Genomic DNA, 16,715 nt, shown 5'->3' with positions numbered 1-16,715 from the left:
CCAGGGCTTAAACATTTTCAGAAAAATGCTTAGTAATTCATTAATTTCAATATGTTAAATGACAATAAGTCGTTTATCTCCGTTTGAAAACGTTCCCGATGGATTGAGTCACTTTATTAAATTGATACAGTGGATGCATGGAATGACCCACGCGGTGGTTCACGACCGGGATGTCGTGAAGACAGGATGTCGATGAGGCTGGATGCCAAGGGCCATGCGAGTGGCAGGCAATGGATTGAAAGACCAGGATGGTGACCGTTCAGGAAGAGCGGGGCTGCGGGAAGCAACCACCCCAGAAGATGACCGGACGTCGTCTGCATGGGTCAGGCAAGCACACGCACATTCAGGATCGACCAATTAAGGTCAGGATGACCATACACAAAGATATGATGCGCAGAGGTATCACCACGGACAGGGTGATTTGCAGCCAGGGATGGGACTCGCATAAACATATCAAGGCAGCTTCGGCTGCCTTTTTTCTTTTGGGTCATTAACCCGCTTGGTCATTCTGTGTCAAAATACCAGCAACATGCCCAGAGGATGCCGATCCTGCGGTATTCGAAGGCCATTTATGGCCGGATTGGTGCGGGATCCCGCTCTGTTTCTAATCCATCGTCCCCCGTGTCAGCATCCTCTTCCGGACCTTTTCGAACCGGAAACGGGTTTCAATCCAGTTATTTGTCGGAGTCATTCATTCATGTCGGCTAAACAACCCAATCGCAAACCTGCCGGTAAGCGCAAAGAATCAGATGCCAGTGCCCAGGAAGGCCGTGAGCGCAAACGCGCCGCCAAGCGCAAGGGCTTGAAGGCAGGATCCCGCCAGCAGGTCGAGCAGGCCGGCAAGAAGAGTGGCACCAAACAGGCCAAGGATCCGCGCATCGGTTCCCGCAAACCGGTTGCCCTGATCGTGGAAGAGAAGAGCAGCAAGCCGGTCGCACCCAAGCAGCTCAAAGAGAAGAAGCTGGTGATGACGCCGGAGCAGGAACTGGCCTCCATCGAGAATGATGATCGCCTGAATGACCTGCTGGATCGGCTCGATGCCGGTGAGACCCTGGAAGCTGCCGAGCAGGCCTGGGTTGATCAGCGTGTTGACCGCTATCAGGAGCTGATGGACGAGCTTGGCATCATCGACACCGATGATGACGAAGACGAGGCTGATTTTGATGAGGCCGACTTTGACGAGCCGGGCCAGCCAGCCTCCGAAGAGGAGCTGTGGGATCGTTTCACCCAGGTCGACTACCAGCCAGAGCCCAAGCCTGAGCCGAAGAAAAAGTGATGAGTGGATGGATGCTGGCCGCCTTGTTGGGCGGCCTGATTTTGTTGGGACTGGCGTGGTATGCCGGTACCCTGCTGGCACGTCTCAAGCGCCAGCACGACAGCCAGCAGCAGGCTATCGCGGCCCGCAATGAACGGATCCTCGAGAGTGTCCGGGTTATTGCCCATGCGGTACGGGATGGTCAGTGCGATTACTCCGAGGGTGCCATCCGGTTGACCAATCTGCTGGATGCGTTGCAGATCAAGGGCGGTCGCGCCTTTGCCGGCGAATTTCCGGGGTTGTACGGTCTCTACGAGAAGGTGAAGGAGATGCCGACTCATGAGGCGAGACGGGCCCTCAAACGCAATGAAGTCATGAAGATGGATCTCGAACGCAGTGGCTATGAGGCCGAGCTGGAGGTGCAGATCCTTGAGGATGTGGCCAGACTGAAGGATTTTCAGTTAAGCCGGTGAGCCGATAACAAAAAGAGGAAGCAAGCGTGCAAGCAGAACAGATTGTGTGGGATCAGGCCCTGATCGAGAAGTATAACTACAGCGGTCCGCGTTACACCTCCTATCCCACTGCGCTGGAGTTCAACGAGGGTTTCGGTTATCCGGACTTCGTCCAGGCCGCGAGCCAGTATCCGGCGCGCAACCTGTCGCTCTACGTGCATATCCCCTTCTGTCACAAGCTCTGCTACTACTGCGGCTGCAACAAGGTGATCACCCGTCACCGTCACAAGGCCGATCAGTACCTCGATTTCCTCGAGCAGGAGATCAAGGCGCAGGCCCCGCTGTTCAAGCAGCGGCTGGTGACCCAGCTGCACTGGGGCGGCGGCACGCCCACCTATCTGGATGAGCCCCAGACTCGCCGACTGATGGCCATGTTGCGGGAGCATTTTCACTTCGCCGAAGAGGGCGAAATCAGCATCGAGGTGGATCCGCGCGAGATCGAGCTCTCCATGCTGGACGTGCTGCGGGAAATCGGCTTCAACCGCATCAGCCTCGGCGTGCAGGATTTCAACAAGGAGGTTCAGGTCGCGGTCAACCGCGAGCAGGACAACGACTTCATCCGCGCCATGCTGGAGCGGGCCCGTGAACTCGGCTTTCGTTCCACCAACCTGGATCTCATCTACGGTCTGCCGCACCAGAACCGGGAGAGCTTCCATCACACCCTGGAAGAGGTACTCAAGACTGACCCGGCCCGCCTCTCCATCTTCAACTATGCCCATCTGCCCAGCCGTTTTGCCGCCCAGCACAAGCTGAAAGAGGCGGACATGCCGGCGCCGCAGGAAAAACTGGCCATGCTGCAGGACACCATCGCCTTCCTGACCGGCTGTGGTTATCAGTTCATCGGCATGGATCACTTCGCCAAGCCGGACGACGAGCTGGCAGTAGCCCAGCGTGAGGGCAAGCTGCACCGCAACTTCCAGGGTTATACCACCCAGGGGGATTGCGATCTGCTGGGGCTGGGGGTCTCCTCCATCAGCATGATCGGTGATGCCTATTCCCAGAACCAGAAAGAGCTCAAGGCCTACTATGGTCAGGTGGAAACGCTGGGGCATGCCCAGTGGAAGGGGTGCTCTCTCAATCAGGACGACCTGATCCGTCGTGAGGTGATCAAGCGCCTCATCTGCGATTTTCGCCTGAACTTTGCCGCCGTCGAGCAGGCTCATGGCCTGGTGTTCAGAGAGTACTTTGCGGAGGATCTCAAGCTGCTGCAGACCTTCATCGATGACGGCCTGGTGCGGATGACCGAAGAGGGGCTGGAGGTGGTCTCCACCGGTCAATTGCTGATCCGCAACATCTGCATGTGCTTCGATGTCTACCTGCGCAGCAAGGCGCGCCAGCAGCAGTTCTCCCGGGTGATCTAAGCCGGCCGATGTCGTTGGAAAATAAAAAAACCGCCGAGAGGCGGTTTTTTTATTGGGCTTGGCTGCACTCAGCGCCGGGCTGCGCGGGCACTCAGCTCGGCCTTTTCGGTCTCGCTCAGGAAAGCCAGAGTCAGGCCGTTCTGCTGGGCGGTGCGGATCTCGTTCACCGTCATGCCGGCAGCCGGGGCCGCCACCTCGTATTCGTGGGGCAGGTCGATGCCTTCTACCGCCGGGTCGTCAGTGTTGAGGCAAGCCAGCACGCCGGCGGCCAGGAACTGGCGGATCGGGTGCTCGGTCAGGCTCGCCACCGTGGTGGTCTGAACGTTGGAAGTGAGGCAGGACTCGATGCCGATGCGGTGCTCGGCCAGATAGGCCATCAGGGCCGGATCCTGAATGGCTTTGACGCCGTGACCGATACGTTCGGCACCCAGCTCGCGAATGGCCTGCCACATGCTTTCGGGACCGGCGGCTTCACCGGCGTGCACGGTGACGCGCATGCCAGCGTCACGCACCCGGCGGAAGTGGTCGGTGAACAGATCGCCCGGGAAGCCCAGCTCGTCGCCGGCCAGATCGATGGCAACCAGCCGATCGCGATGGGCCAGACAGGCATCCAGTTCTTGTTTGCACTGCTCGGTGCCGAAGGTGCGGCTCATGATGCCGATCAGGTTGGTCTTGATGCCGAAGTCGCGGCTGCCGGCTGCCACGCCGTCGATGATGGCCTCGACCACGCCCTGCGGGTGCAGCTTGTGGGCCATCGCCATGTAGGCCGGGCTGAAACGCAGTTCGGCATAGTCGATGCCGGCGCGCAGCAAGTCTTCCACGTTCTCGTAGGCGACCCGGCGGCAGGCGTCATAGTCGGCCAGCACGGCCACGCCCCAGTCCAGCTTCTTGAGGAAGGCGACCAGGCTCGGCTCGTTCTCGACGATCTGCACATGGGGGCGCAGCGCCTCCAGCTCGAAGGCGGGCAGTTGAATGTTGTGCTGACGACCCAGCTCGAGGATGGTCTGCGGGCGGATGTTGCCGTCCAGATGGCGGTGCAGGTCGGTCAGGGGAAGAGATCTGTCAATCATGATGGCGCCTTCTTCGAGTCGGGTGTGAAAGCCTGCCATTCTAGGCAGGGATCTCAAAAAAGATACCCCGTTTGAAATCAAACGGGGTCTTATTGGTCGGTGATTTGCCAAGGCGTGATGGGAATCGTTTTTCCCAAGGACTCAGGAGAGGTCGAGCTCCTTCAGCTTGCGGGTGAGGGTGTTGCGCCCCCAACCGAGCAGCCGTGCCGCCTCCTGTTTGTGACCATGGGTATGGTCCAGCGCGGTTTCCAGCATGATCCGCTCGAACTGGGGCAGGGCATCGGCCAAGATGTCGGTCTCCCCCAGCGCCAGTTTGGCGGCGACCCAATCCTGCAGCTGCTGCTGCCAGCCGCCAGACAGGGCCGGCTGACCCGGTTCGGCGGTGCTGGTGATGGGGGTCAGCAGCTCGGTGGGAAGATCGCTCACCAGCACCTCCTGGCCCGAGGCCATCACGGTGAGCCAGCGGCAGACATTTTCCAGCTGGCGCACGTTGCCCGGCCAGGGCAGGCGGCTGATGTAGGCCTGGGTATCCGGATGCAGGCTCTTGGCTTCCACGTTCAGCTCCTTGGCCGCCCGCAGCAGGAAGTGCTGGGCCAGCTGGGGAATGTCCTCACGGCGCTCCTTGAGGGCGGGAATGTGGATCCGGATGACATTGAGGCGGTGGAACAGGTCTTCCCGAAACTCACCGTCGGCCACCCGCTTCTCCAGATTTTGGTGGGTGGCGGCGATGATCCGCACATCCACCTGCACCGGCTGATGGCCACCGACCCGGTAGAACTGGCCGTCGGCCAGTACCCGCAGCAGCCGGGTCTGCACATCCAGCGGCATGTCGCCGATCTCGTCGAGAAACAGGGTGCCGCCGTCGGCCTGTTCGAAGCGGCCGTGGCGAATGTTGTTGGCGCCGGTGAAGGCCCCTTTCTCATGGCCGAACAGTTCCGATTCGATGAGATCTTTCGGGATGGCGGCCATGTTGAGGGCGATGAAGTTCTTGTGGGCGCGCGGGCTGTGCTTGTGTAGGGCGTGGGCGACCAGCTCCTTGCCGGTGCCGCTCTGGCCGTTGATCAGCACCGAGATGCTGGAGCGTGACAGCCGGCCGATGGCGCGGAACACCTCCTGCATGGCCGGTGCCTCGCCGATGATCTCCGGGCTGCTGGCCGGATCCTGCTGGCGAGCCTTGCGTTTGGTGCGCTGCTCCTTGAGGTGATTCTCGGCGCGGCGCACCAGGGTGACCGCCTCGTCGATGTCGAACGGCTTGGGCAGGTATTCGAAGGCACCGCGCTGGTAGGCATTGACCGCGCTGTCGAGATCCGAGTGGGCGGTCATGATGATGATGGGCAGGTCGGCCTGGCGGCGATGGATCTGCTCAAGCAGGCTGAGGCCGTCGATACCGGGCATGCGGATATCGGAGAGGATCACGTCCGGCGAGCGCATTTCCAGCGAGCTCAGCAGCGCCTCGCCATCGGCGAAGCTCTCGCACTCGAAACCTTCACTGCCGAGGGTGCGCTCCAGCACCCAGCGGATAGAACTGTCGTCATCGACGATCCACACTTTTGCTGTCATGACGTTCCCTTATTTGCGAAGCGGTAGAAAGATGGTGAATTCGGTGTGGCCGGGCCAGCTGATGCAGTCGATCCGCCCCTTGTGCTGGTCGATCAGGTTCTGGGCGATGGAGAGGCCGAGTCCGGTGCCCCCCTCCTTGCCGGTGATCATCGGATAGAAGAGGGTGTCGCGGATGGCATCCGGGATGCCGGGGCCGTTGTCGATGATCTTGATCTCGGCCGCCAGCCGGTAGCGCTGGCCGTGGATGGTGATCTGGAACGCGGTGCGGGTCTTGATGCGGATGAGGCCGGTCTGCTCGCCGATGGCCTCGGCGGCGTTGCGTACCATGTTGAGGAAGGCCTGCTGCAGCTGGTCCGGTTCCATTTCGAACTCAGGGATGCTGGGATCGTAATCCCGCTCGATGCGCACCGTCGGCGGCAGCTCCAGCTCTACCAGTCGGCGCACCTGCTCCAGCACGGAGTGCACGTTGTGCATCTGGTGACGACCCGGGCGCTGGGGGCCGAGCAGCCGGTCGACCAGCACCCGCAGCCGGTCGGCCTGTTCGATGATGATGCCGGTGTATTCGCGCAGGGCGGGATCGGGCAGCTCCTTTTGCAGCAACTGGGCCGCGCCGCGCAGACCGCCGAGGGGATTCTTGATCTCGTGGGCCAGGCCGCGCACCAGCTCCTTGGCCGCCTGCTGCTGGGCATGCTGTTGCAGTTCCTGGCTGATCTTCTTCTGCTGGTCGATCTTGCGCAGCTCCACCACCATCAGCCGCTGCTCATGATCGGCCAGCGGGCTGACGCTCATCTCCACCAGTCTGGGCTCCCCTTCTACCACCAGGGTGACTTCGCTGTCGGTGAAGCCTTGTCCCGAGCTGAGGCACTGCTTTAGCCGCTGCAGATCGAGGGAGATATGCTCCAGCAGGTGGGGCAGTTCGATCCCGATTAGCCGGCGCTGACTGAGGGAGAGCAGCTGCTCGGCGGCCGGGTTGACGAATTGTATGCAGAGCCGCTCATCCATCAGGATGACGGCGGTCAGCAAGTTATCGAGCAGTATCTTGGCTTGATCCGGGCGGGTTGGCACAGGTTTCTCCCTAAAACGGTGCTATACACCAGCAATGCACCAATGTGGTGCATTTAGTCTACCCGTATCGAAGCACAGGATCACCCCTTGTTGTTGAGGGGGGTCACTTTGGGTGCAGGATTGATGCTGGCCCGGTGCAGGTAGAAGGTGACTGGCTTGGATTTAGCAAGGATCGTACCGTCTTTGGCGAGCAGCTCGAGCTGGGCCTCATGGGCACCGCGATCGAGGTTTTCGACCCGGATGGCGAGCGAATTTTTAACGATGGGGGCCGCCTTGCCGTCCAGGGTCAGGCGCACATCATACTGGGTCGGTGGTTGCGGGCTGATCTGACCCTGAAACACCACGTTGCCGGTGTTGTCGCGCAGGGTGCTGCCCTGTTCCGGGGAGAGCAGTTCGATCACCAGCTTGGCCGCCTCCTTCTCTTTCTTGGCATCGACGCCGGTCAGGCTGTTGAAGTTGTCAACTTGCACCGAGCGAGGTGAACTGCCGATGAAGGGGGCGACGCGCAGATCGACCTCCTTGGCTTTCTGGCCGGGGGGAGGGGCATCCGTGTAGTGAACGACCCCCTGGCTGTCGGTCCAGGAGTATACCTTGGCAGCCTGGGCGCCGGTGGCGGCCAGCAGCAACAGGCTCAGCATCCATACTGGGTTGGCGTTTTTCATCCATCTCTCCTTGACGGGATTTTGCTTAATCCTATCAGAGAAAAAACCCGCCTGTCGGCGGGTTTGGTCAAGTTCTGAACTGGCTTCCGGATTAAACGGAGTAGTACAGTTCAAACTCCAGCGGGTGCGGGGTCATGCGCACGCGGTCAACGTCCTGCTGCTTCAGCTCCAGGTAGGAGTTGATGAAGTCGTCGCTGAATACGCCGCCGCGGGTCAGGAACTCGCGATCCGCATCCAGTGCAGCCAGGGCTTCGTCCAGAGAGCCGGCCACGGTCGGCACTTCGGCAGCTTCTTCCGGCGGCAGGTCATATAGGTTCTTGTCCATGGCATCGCCCGGATGGATCTTGTTGATGATGCCGTCCAGACCGGCCATCAGCTGAGCTGCGAAGGCCAGGTACGGGTTGGCCGCCGGATCCGGGAAGCGTACTTCGATGCGGCGAGCTTTCGGGCTCGGCACCACCGGGATGCGGATGGAGGCAGAGCGGTTGCGGGCAGAGTAGGCCAGCATGACCGGTGCTTCATAACCCGGTACCAGACGCTTGTAGGAGTTGGTGGTCGGGTTGGCGAAGGCGTTGATGGCCTTGGCGTGCTTGATGATGCCGCCGATGTAGTGCAGCGCCATCTCGGACAGACCGCCGTACAGGTCACCGGCGAACAGGTTGACGCCGTTCTTGGCCAGGGACTGGTGGCAGTGCATGCCGGAGCCGTTGTCACCGAACATGGGTTTGGGCATGAAGGTGACGGTCTTGTTGTAGGCGTGGGCCACGTTGTGGATCACGTACTTCAGCACCTGCACTTCATCCGCTTTCAGGGTGAGGGTGTTGAAACGGGTCGCGATCTCGTTCTGACCGGCAGTCGCCACTTCGTGGTGGTGAGCTTCAACGACCTGGCCCATCTCTTCCAGCACCAGACACATGGCGGCACGGATGTCCTGAGAGGAGTCAACCGGTGCAACCGGGAAGTAGCCACCCTTGACGAAAGGACGGTGACCCTTGTTGCCGTGCTCGTAATCGGTACCGGAGTTCCAGGCGGCTTCTTCGGATTCGATCTTCACGAAGCTGTGGCCCATGGTGTTCGAGAAGGTGATGTTGTCGAACATGAAGAATTCCGGCTCCGGCCCGAACAGCACTGTGTCGGCGATGCCGCTGGACTTCAGGAAGTCTTCGGCACGCTTGGCGATGGAGCGCGGATCGCGGTCGTAGCCCTGCATGGTGGCCGGTTCCAGCACGTCACAGACGATGTTCAGGGTGGTCTCTTCGGTGAACGGATCCAGTTTGGCGGAGGCCGCATCCGGCATCAGCACCATGTCTGATTCGTTGATGCCCTTCCAGCCGCCGATGGAAGAGCCATCGAACATCTTGCCGTCTTCGAAGAAATCTTCGTCAACCTGATGGGAAGGGATGGATACGTGCTGCTCTTTACCCTTGGTGTCGGTAAAGCGCAGGTCGACAAACTTGACTTCGTGTTCCTGGATCAGGGCCAAAACGTTCTGGGCTGACATGCTAAGTAACCTCCGGTGTTAAAACTCTTAGGGTGAATGCGTCATCACATTCACATAAGCCAGTATCGTGCCAAGTTTGTGACAGCTTGATTTCAGGGCATTTGGGGCTATCAGCCAGCCCTGAGACCCGCTATCTCAGCGCGTTACGCCTCAAAGTAGTGCATCCATGGATCGTTTTGGTGCACTAAAATGGTGCGCGTTATACGGTCAGCCCCCATCTAAGCAGGCTTTGATCGGAAGGTCTATGATCCTGATCCCCTGTTGTGCGCGAATGTACTGCAATTCTGCTAGGCAGATCACAAAGGCGAGAGTACAATTAGCGCCCAATTTTACCCGGTGATTGAGGCGAGAATGTTAGAGAATTTACGCAATATTGCGATTATTGCGCACGTTGACCACGGCAAAACGACTCTGGTTGATAAGCTGCTGCAGCAGTCCGGCACCCTGGACCGCTCCACGGAAGGCCAGGAACGGATCATGGACTCCAATGATCTGGAACGGGAACGTGGCATCACCATTCTCGCCAAGAACACTGCGATCCGCTGGAACGACTACCGCATCAACATCGTTGATACCCCGGGTCACGCCGACTTCGGTGGTGAGGTAGAGCGCGTACTGTCCATGGTTGACTCCGTGCTGCTGCTGGTTGACGCCGTTGACGGCCCGATGCCGCAAACCCGTTTCGTGACCCAGAAGGCATTCGCCCAGGGTCTGAAGCCGATCGTGGTCATCAACAAGATCGACCGTCCGGGTGCTCGTCCTGACTGGGTAATGGATCAGGTATTCGATCTGTTTGACAACCTGGGTGCCACCGACGAACAGCTGGACTTCAAAGTTGTTTACGCCTCTGCACTGAACGGTTGGGCCACCATGGATCAGGACGTTGAGTCCGATAACATGGAACCCCTGTTCCAGGCCATCGTCGACAACGTGGAAGCGCCCAAGGCTGATGCCGACGGTGGTTTCCAGATGCAGATCTCCCAGCTGGACTACAACTCCTATGTTGGCGTCATCGGTATCGGCCGCATCACCCGTGGTCGCGTCAAGACCAACCAGCAGGTCACCATCGTCGGTGCCGACGGCAAGTCCCGTACCGGCAAGGTCGGTCAGGTGCTGGGTTATCTGGGTCTGTCCCGTACCGAAGTGGCCGATGCGCAAGCTGGCGACATCATCGCCATCACCGGTCTGGGCGAGCTGAAGATCTCCGACACCATCTGTGACAACGGCGCCGTTGAAGCGCTGCCGCCGCTCTCCGTTGACGAGCCGACCGTGAACATGACCTTCCAGGTCAACACCTCACCGTTCGCCGGCAAAGAGGGCAAGTTCGTGACCTCCCGCAACATCCTGGAGCGTCTGAACCAGGAGCTGGTCCACAACGTGGCCCTGCGCGTGGAAGAGACCGATGATCCGGACAAGTTCCGTGTCTCCGGCCGTGGTGAACTGCACCTGTCCATCCTGATCGAAAACATGCGTCGCGAAGGTTACGAGCTGGCGGTATCCCGTCCGGAAGTTATCCTGCGCACCGTAGACGGCGTTCTGCAAGAACCGTTCGAAACCGTAACCGTGGACGTGGAAGAAGCGCACCAGGGTTCCGTGATGGAGCAACTCGGCCTGCGCAAGGGCGAGATGACCAACATGACTCCGGATGGCAAAGGCCGTGTTCGCCTTGACTTCATGATCCCGAGCCGTGGCCTGATCGGCTTCCAGACCGAGTTCATGACCCTGACTTCCGGTACCGGTCTGCTGTACCACACCTTCGACCACTACGGTCCGCACAAGGGTGGCAGCATCGGCGAGCGTCAGAACGGCGTGCTGATCTCCAACGCTACCGGCAAGGCGCTGACCTATGCCCTGTTCGGTCTGCAAGACCGCGGTCGTCTGTTCATCGGTCACGCGACCGAAGTGTACGAAGGCCAGGTGATCGGTATTCACTCCCGTTCCAACGACCTGACCGTGAACTGCCTGAAGGGCAAGCAGCTGACCAACATGCGTGCCTCCGGTACCGACGAAGCCCAGGTGCTGACTCCGCCGATCCGCATGTCGCTGGAACAGGCTCTGGAGTTCATCGACAACGACGAACTGGTTGAAGTCACTCCGAAGAGCATCCGTATCCGCAAGAAACTGCTGACCGAGATGGATCGCAAGCGCGCCGGTCGTGCTTGATATCTGTTCATCGACAGACAGAGAGAGGCCTTCGGGCCTCTTTTTTTATGCCTGCTCGTCGCGGGCAGGCGGTTGCAGGTGCCGGTGCGAGTCGCATCCGGCCGCCCCATGGGTGGTCAAATGACCATGCTATCTGACACAATGTCTGCACTATGAAGACGTTGGGAGCGACAATGCAGCAGAAATTCGGCGGCCGTCTTGGCCATGCCCTCTCTTTTTTACGCCACGATGGCGGCCACTTCGCCCAGTTCGTCTGGGGCCGTTTCCAGCAGGACAGGCTGACGGTCACCGCCGGCTATCTGGCCTATGTGACCCTGCTCTCCCTGGTGCCTATGATCGCCGTGGTATTCGGCATGATGTCGGCCTTTCCGGTGTTTCAGAGCCTGAAGCAGGCGATGGAGCAGTTCGTCTATCACAACTTCGTGCCCACCGCCGGCGAGATGCTCAAGGAGTACATCGACGGCTTCGTGGCGAACGCCACCAACACCACGGCAGTCGGCATCGGCGCCCTGATCGTGGTGGCGCTGATGCTGATATCGGCCATCGACAAGAACCTCAACTACATCTGGCGTTCCACCCAGAGCCGGCCGCTGGCCCAGGCATTCGCCATGTACTGGATGATCCTGACGCTGGGGCCCGTGCTTATCGGGGCCAGCATCGCCATCTCCTCCTACATTTTTTCGCTGCGGCTGTTCGGGGCCGAGAGCCTGTTCGGCATCGGCTATCTGTTGCTGCGCGGCCTGCCGTTCCTGTTCTCGGTACTGACTTTCCTGCTGGTCTATACCGTGGTGCCCAACTGCAAGGTGCGGCTGATGCACGCCTTCATCGGGGCCCTGGTGGCGGCCACCCTGTTCGAGCTGGCCAAGCGCGGCTTTGCCATCTACATCACCAACTTTCCCTCCTATCAGGCCATCTATGGCGCCCTGGCGACCATCCCCATCCTGTTTGTCTGGGTCTACCTGAGCTGGCTGGTGGTCTTGCTTGGCGCGGAAACCACTGCCTGCCTCGGCGAATATGAGCGACCTGCCTCAGAAGAGCTGGCTTGAACCTTGTTGTTGGCATTGGCGACCATGCTGTTTGTCTGGGCCTATGTGCTGAGCTGGCTGGTGGTCTTGCTTGGCGCGGAAACCACCGCCTGCCTCGGCGAATATGAACGACCGGGCGCCGATGAGTTGGCCTGATCCGGTCCCTTGCTGTTAGCATCGACGACCGCCCCCGTCAGCAGATGGGGGCGGTCGTTCCGTTTTGAGAGGAGAGGGATGTGATTGCACTGATTCAGCGGGTCAGCGAGGCCAGCGTAACGGTAGAGGGCGAGGTGACCGGGGCTATCGGCCAGGGGCTGCTGGTGCTGCTCGGGGTGGAGCAGGGGGATGACGAGGCCAAGGCCGACAAGCTGCTGCACAAGGTGAGCGGTTACCGCATCTTCTCCGATGAGAATGGCAAGATGAACCTCAACGTGAGTCAGGCGGGTGGCAGCCTGCTGGTGGTCTCCCAGTTCACCCTGGCGGCGGATACCAACAAGGGGATGAGGCCCAGCTTCTCCGGCGGCGCCCATCCGGTCGAGGCCGAGCGGCTGTATGACTACTTCGTGGCGCAGGCAACCGCCAGCGGCATACCGACCGCCACCGGCCGCTTCGCCGCCGACATGAAGGTGGCGCTGGTCAATGACGGCCCGGTCACCTTCTGGCTACAGGTCTGACGCCAGCTCGTAGCGGGGGGCCGTGTGCAGCAGGACGTTGCGCAGCCCCGGCACCGGGTAGGGGGTGGTGGGGCCGACCCACTGCTCCAGCAGCATGAGCACCCGGGTCAGCTCGAGGCGGGTGCGCGGCAGCAGGTTGATGATGAGCTCGCCGTTCAGGCGGGGGGCCAGCGCCTGATAGATCCGCTCCTGGAACAGCAGCGGCGGATTGCCGTCCTGGCTGAACAGGTCGAGCAGAATGAGGTCGTACTGCGCCTCGCTCTGCTCCAGAAAGGCGAGGGCATCGGCCTGATGCAGGGTTGGCGGTCGCTGCGGGTGGTGGTCGGGCTGAAAGAACAGCTGATAGAGGGTGATCACCTCTTCATCGAGGTCGACGCACTCGTGACGGGCATCGGGCCAGCGCTGGTGCAGATGGCGGGTGAGATCGCCGCCCCCCAGCCCCAGTTCGAGAATGCTGCCGGCCTGTTCGGGCAGCAGACAGGCGATCACCTGCTGGTGCGGCAGGCAGAGGGTGGCGGGCTCGTCCAGGGACATGGCCGACTGCACCACGCCGTCGATCTCCAGCCAGCGATGATGGGCATTTTCCTGTACGGTGAGCCGGCGCTGGGGCTTGGCGCTGAGGTGCAATAAGTGGTCGGCTTGGTACGCTTGCAGATTGAAGTCCATGAATTTGCACGGCAAGATGGTTTTCGACCAGTGTAACTCAAGGATGGAACTATGTACCGGGTGGTCACCCCCCAGACGGCAGCCGAGCTGGACTCTTACTACCAGTTACGCTGGGAACTGCTGCGTAAACCCTTCAATCTGCCTGTCGGTTCCGAGCGGGATGAATACGATACCGTCGCCATTCACCGGCTGATGCTGGCCCCCGACGGCACGCCCATCGCGGTGGGGCGGCTGTTTGTCGGCGGTGACGAGGCCCAGATCCGCTTCATGGCGCTGCGCCCCGAATTTCGCGGTCAGGGGCTGGGTGCCCGCATGGTGGAAGATCTCGAACAGCTGGCCCGCAGCGAGAAGGTGAAGCGGCTGGTGATGAATGCTCGCCAGGAGGCGGTGGAGTTCTATCGCAAGTGCGGCTTCCTGGAGGTGGGGGAAGGCCCTGTCTCCTTCGGCCGCATTCCGCACCGCCAGATGATCAAGTCCCTGAGTCCGCTGCAGACCATCCAGTACCGGTCGGAGTGGTGCCAGGATCTCACTACCCGCTGGTCGCGCGGCATTCCCATCAGCGAGAAGATGGGGGTGCACATCACCCACTACGACGGCCAGACTTTCCACCTCAAGGCCAATCTGGCGGCCAATCTCAACGTGCACGACACCATGTTCGCCGGCAGCATCTACAGCCAATGCGTGCTGGCGGGCTGGGGCCTGATCTGGCTGCAACTCAAGGAGGCGGGGCTGGTAGGGGATACGGTGCTGGCGGAGGGCAACATCAAGTACTACCGGCCGGTCAAGGAGGAGCCGGAGGCGCGGGTGGCGCGCGAAGGCATGCCCGCCGTGCTCGAGCCGCTCAAGGCCGGAGACTCCGCCAAGTTCAGCCTCAAGATCAAGCTGTTCAGCGGCGACAAGCTGGCGGCCGAGTTCCTCGGTCACTACGTGGTGCAGCCGGTGAAGCGGCCGGGCCAGTAGCTGCGCGCTGGTTCCCATCAAGCAACAAGGCCTCATCGCGAGGCCTTGTTGTTTTCTGTCGGCTAGCCGTTGGCCGCCTGTGCGGCCGGGGCCTTCGGCGCCGGTCGCCAGAGCGGGCTGCTGTTGCCCTGGGGCGGGTAGCGCACGCCGGTCTCCCAGCTGCAGCCGTCCGGTTTTTGCTGGAAGCCCCAGCTGAGGGTCGGCTCGGCGAGCGGCCCGCGCCACTGGCCGAGCAGCTCGGCGCAGTGCTGGCCGTTGAGGACGCCCAGATCCAGCTGCCACTGTTCATTGATCAGATCGACGCTGCCCTGCACCCCCAGCAGGTGGGTGATGGTGGAGGCGCCGGCCTGCTCGATCTTCAGCTGGCCCTGCGCCACCTTGCCCTGCAGTTTGATGCGATAGAAGGGAGTGTCACCCTCCTGCATCGCCTGCCAGAGCTCGGCCGGGCTGAGGGTCGGTGCCGCCGCCTGCTTGAACCACTGATCCAGCAGCGGGTCTATCTTCACCTTGTCCCAGAACGGCTCGGTGGCATCGAGCGCAATGTTTCCCTGCAGGGAGCTGCGCCAGGCGCCCGGAGTGCCGCCGTGCAGCGCCTGCAGATCGGCGCTCAGATCCATCTTGCCGGCGAAGGAGACGGGGGAGTGGAGGATCTTGCCCCACTGCACCAGATCCAGTTTCTCGCCCTTGAACTGCAACCGGCTGGTCTGGCCCGGCTCGCGTCCCCACTGGCCGCTCAGGCTGAGGCTGCCCTCATCCGGCAGTGAGCTGGTGAGCTTGTTGAGCTGCCAGGAGCCGGCCGTCAGTTCGCCATCCAGCTCGCCGTTGCGGGCGCTGAGGCCGTCCCACACCAGTTCGAACCAGGCGCTCTCGAGCCGGGCCCGGCCCAGCAGCGGCCCCGGCTGATTGCCGCGCAGGCTGAGATCGGTGAGATAGAACTGCCAGCCGGTCAGCGACAGGGGCAGGGTATCGTCGAAGGAGAGCACCTTGAGCTTGTCGAAGGCCAGCTTGCGGATGTCGATCTGTTGCGGTCGCCAGCTCTGCCAATCCTGCCACCACCCTTCCGGCAGGCTGATGTCCATGCCGCTCAGCGCCATGTCCTTGAGGGTCAGCTTCTGCTGCAGGGGGTCGAGGGAGAGCTCCAGGTTGAACTCCCCTTCATAGGCCTTGCCCTGCAACTCGGCATCCAGCTGCTGGGGCGAGAAGGCGACCTTGCCCTGGATGGATTCCAGCTGGAACAGGCCACGGCCGAGATCGCCGAGGGTCCCCGAGAAGTAGCCGCTGGGCGTGCTGCCGGCTTGCCAGTTGAAGGCGGTCAGCTGGCCGTTGAGGTTGTTGAGGGCCAGCTCCTGCTCGATGTCGTTGAAGCTGAGATCCCGGATCTGGCCGAGATCCAGGCTGACCTGGCGCAGGGGGGATTCGGCTTTGGCAAGGGTGCCCCACTCGATGCGCATGCCCTGAGTCTTGAGGTTGTTCAGCCGCAGGCTGCGGGCGGGCCAGTCCAGCACCATGCCGGTTTCGAGCAGACCGTCGAACAGGTTGGCGGTCAGCTTGTCGGTACTCAGCACCTGACCTTCCAGCCGGCCGGCCAGATTGAGGCGGGAGAGGGCCCAGGCCGGGGTCGCCAGCTCATTGATGTTGAGGGTCAGGTTGGCCTGGGGCGGGCGCACCGGATTGAGCAGCTGCCAGTCGCTCAGGGTGGCGTTGAGGCCGCGCAGGGTCAGCCCGTCGCTCTCCAGGCTGAGCCGGTCTATGGTGCTGTCGGCGATGGTGAGGGAGTGCACCGGCAGGCTCGGCAGCTGGTTGGGCAGCGGCAGCTTGATGGCCGGGCGGATGAGATCGAGATGGGCGATGCGCACATCGCGGCTCAGCCAGTCGATGCTCTCTATCTCGAGATAAATCTTGTCGAGGGTCACTGCGTTGCCGTAACTCACCTGCTCTGCCAGCAGGGTGTAGGGGTGAAGCGGGTTGAACACCAGCCGGCCTATGGTGACAGGCACGCCGGTCTGCTGGCTGAGCCAGCTGGCGATGGGTCCCTTGGCACGCTCGGCGTCGAACAGGCCGAGCCCGACCCAGACAAAGAGCAACAGGAAGGCAAGGGTGTAGAGCAGGCCGCGCAGCCAAGAATTCATAAGCGCTTTCCTCCTGTATTGGTTGAGTGATCAGGCGTTGGCAGCGTGATCCCGCAGGTCAGGCATTGGAGTAGTGATCCCGCAGGCCGAGCCAGCGCCGTATCAAGGGCTC

At 61.3% G+C, this 16,715-nt stretch carries 15 protein-coding genes; 8 read left to right on the top strand and 7 right to left on the bottom strand.

Annotation, left to right across the window (positions count from 1 at the left end):
• Positions 1–697: 697 nt before the first annotated feature.
• The 3 genes from yihI to hemN are packed head-to-tail and all read left to right on the top strand — an operon-like array spanning position 698 to position 3,128.
• Complete coding sequence (yihI, locus tag OKB87_RS18460; RefSeq protein ID WP_270828224.1) at positions 698–1,276, top strand: Der GTPase-activating protein YihI; 579 nt, start codon at positions 698–700, stop codon at positions 1,274–1,276.
• An 11-nt stretch (positions 1,277–1,287) separates the two neighbouring features.
• The gene (locus OKB87_RS18455; protein ID WP_124252710.1) at positions 1,288–1,728 is read left to right on the top strand and encodes a DUF2489 domain-containing protein; all 441 of its coding nucleotides are present in this window, start codon (positions 1,288–1,290) and stop codon (positions 1,726–1,728) included.
• Positions 1,729–1,754: 26 nt separating this feature from the next.
• On the top strand, positions 1,755–3,128 hold the full coding sequence (hemN, locus tag OKB87_RS18450; protein WP_270828223.1) for an oxygen-independent coproporphyrinogen III oxidase: 1,374 nt from the start codon (positions 1,755–1,757) through the stop codon (positions 3,126–3,128).
• A 68-nt stretch (positions 3,129–3,196) separates the two neighbouring features.
• Here hemN and add read toward each other — a convergent pair whose 3' ends face one another.
• The 5 genes from add to glnA form a co-directional block, all read right to left on the bottom strand.
• Entirely contained in the window at positions 3,197–4,198 is a 1,002-nt protein-coding gene (gene add / locus OKB87_RS18445; protein WP_270828222.1) for an adenosine deaminase, read from the bottom strand.
• A 141-nt stretch (positions 4,199–4,339) separates the two neighbouring features.
• Complete coding sequence (gene glnG / locus OKB87_RS18440) at positions 4,340–5,758, bottom strand: nitrogen regulation protein NR(I) (RefSeq protein ID WP_010635441.1); 1,419 nt, start codon at positions 5,756–5,758, stop codon at positions 4,340–4,342.
• Between the two features lie 9 nt (positions 5,759–5,767).
• Positions 5,768–6,823, bottom strand: coding sequence for a nitrogen regulation protein NR(II) (gene glnL, locus OKB87_RS18435; protein ID WP_011704282.1), 1,056 nt, complete (start codon positions 6,821–6,823; stop codon positions 5,768–5,770).
• A gap of 80 nt (positions 6,824–6,903) precedes the next feature.
• The gene (locus tag OKB87_RS18430) at positions 6,904–7,485 is read right to left on the bottom strand and encodes a DUF4124 domain-containing protein (protein ID WP_016349091.1); all 582 of its coding nucleotides are present in this window, start codon (positions 7,483–7,485) and stop codon (positions 6,904–6,906) included.
• Between the two features lie 91 nt (positions 7,486–7,576).
• Positions 7,577–8,986: a glutamate--ammonia ligase gene (glnA, locus tag OKB87_RS18425; RefSeq protein WP_011704284.1), complete on the bottom strand. Its 1,410-nt coding sequence runs from the start codon at positions 8,984–8,986 to the stop codon at positions 7,577–7,579.
• A gap of 351 nt (positions 8,987–9,337) precedes the next feature.
• On the opposite strand from glnA, the gene typA reads away from it, so the two are divergent.
• The 4 genes from typA to dtd all read left to right on the top strand — a co-directional run bounded on the left by typA (position 9,338) and on the right by dtd (position 12,848).
• Entirely contained in the window at positions 9,338–11,149 is a 1,812-nt protein-coding gene (gene typA / locus OKB87_RS18420; protein ID WP_011704285.1) for a translational GTPase TypA, read from the top strand.
• A 173-nt stretch (positions 11,150–11,322) separates the two neighbouring features.
• A complete protein-coding gene (locus OKB87_RS18415; RefSeq protein ID WP_017410593.1) occupies positions 11,323–12,195 on the top strand; it encodes a virulence factor BrkB family protein in 873 nt (290 codons plus the stop codon).
• A 3-nt stretch (positions 12,196–12,198) separates the two neighbouring features.
• Positions 12,199–12,330 carry a ribonuclease BN gene (locus OKB87_RS18410; RefSeq protein ID WP_406569279.1) on the top strand — a complete coding sequence of 44 codons (132 nt, stop codon included), beginning with the start codon at positions 12,199–12,201 and terminating at the stop codon, positions 12,328–12,330.
• 80 nt (positions 12,331–12,410) lie between these two features.
• Positions 12,411–12,848, top strand: coding sequence for a D-aminoacyl-tRNA deacylase (gene dtd, locus OKB87_RS18405; RefSeq protein ID WP_017788643.1), 438 nt, complete (start codon positions 12,411–12,413; stop codon positions 12,846–12,848).
• Here dtd and OKB87_RS18400 read toward each other — a convergent pair.
• Positions 12,837–13,514, bottom strand: coding sequence for a spermidine synthase (locus OKB87_RS18400; RefSeq protein WP_270828221.1), 678 nt, complete (start codon positions 13,512–13,514; stop codon positions 12,837–12,839). The two genes, dtd and OKB87_RS18400, sit on opposite strands and share 12 nt — an antisense overlap.
• Positions 13,515–13,565: 51 nt before the next feature.
• Here OKB87_RS18400 and OKB87_RS18395 point away from each other — a divergent pair, with 51 nt between their 5' ends.
• A complete protein-coding gene (locus OKB87_RS18395) occupies positions 13,566–14,474 on the top strand; it encodes a bifunctional GNAT family N-acetyltransferase/hotdog fold thioesterase (protein ID WP_270828220.1) in 909 nt (302 codons plus the stop codon).
• 62 nt (positions 14,475–14,536) lie between these two features.
• Here OKB87_RS18395 and OKB87_RS18390 read toward each other — a convergent pair whose 3' ends face one another.
• Positions 14,537–16,603 (bottom strand): AsmA-like C-terminal region-containing protein, encoded by a 2,067-nt coding sequence (locus tag OKB87_RS18390; protein ID WP_270828219.1) that lies wholly within the window; start codon positions 16,601–16,603, stop codon positions 14,537–14,539.
• Positions 16,604–16,715 lie beyond the last annotated feature (112 nt).

The organism is Aeromonas sp. Y318-1 (assembly GCF_027706125.1).
In the GTDB taxonomy this organism is placed as follows: Bacteria; Pseudomonadota; Gammaproteobacteria; order Enterobacterales; family Aeromonadaceae; genus Aeromonas; species Aeromonas hydrophila.
This window is presented reverse-complemented; position numbering and strand designations above follow the sequence as displayed.

Excerpts from the sequence above, each read along its gene's own strand:
- yihI (WP_270828224.1), top strand. The coding sequence starts at position 698 with ATGTCGGCTAAACAACCCAATCGCAAACCTGCCGGTAAGCGCAAAGAA.
- OKB87_RS18455 (WP_124252710.1), top strand. The coding sequence starts at position 1,288 with ATGCTGGCCGCCTTGTTGGGCGGCCTGATTTTGTTGGGACTGGCGTGG.
- add (WP_270828222.1), bottom strand. The coding sequence starts at position 4,198 with ATGATTGACAGATCTCTTCCCCTGACCGACCTGCACCGCCATCTGGAC.
- glnG (WP_010635441.1), bottom strand. The coding sequence starts at position 5,758 with ATGACAGCAAAAGTGTGGATCGTCGATGACGACAGTTCTATCCGCTGG.
- OKB87_RS18430 (WP_016349091.1), bottom strand. The coding sequence starts at position 7,485 with ATGAAAAACGCCAACCCAGTATGGATGCTGAGCCTGTTGCTGCTGGCC.
- glnA (WP_011704284.1), bottom strand. The coding sequence starts at position 8,986 with ATGTCAGCCCAGAACGTTTTGGCCCTGATCCAGGAACACGAAGTCAAG.
- typA (WP_011704285.1), top strand. The coding sequence starts at position 9,338 with ATGTTAGAGAATTTACGCAATATTGCGATTATTGCGCACGTTGACCAC.
- OKB87_RS18415 (WP_017410593.1), top strand. The coding sequence starts at position 11,323 with ATGCAGCAGAAATTCGGCGGCCGTCTTGGCCATGCCCTCTCTTTTTTA.
- OKB87_RS18400 (WP_270828221.1), bottom strand. The coding sequence starts at position 13,514 with ATGGACTTCAATCTGCAAGCGTACCAAGCCGACCACTTATTGCACCTC.
- OKB87_RS18395 (WP_270828220.1), top strand. The coding sequence starts at position 13,566 with ATGTACCGGGTGGTCACCCCCCAGACGGCAGCCGAGCTGGACTCTTAC.
- OKB87_RS18390 (WP_270828219.1), bottom strand. The coding sequence starts at position 16,603 with ATGAATTCTTGGCTGCGCGGCCTGCTCTACACCCTTGCCTTCCTGTTG.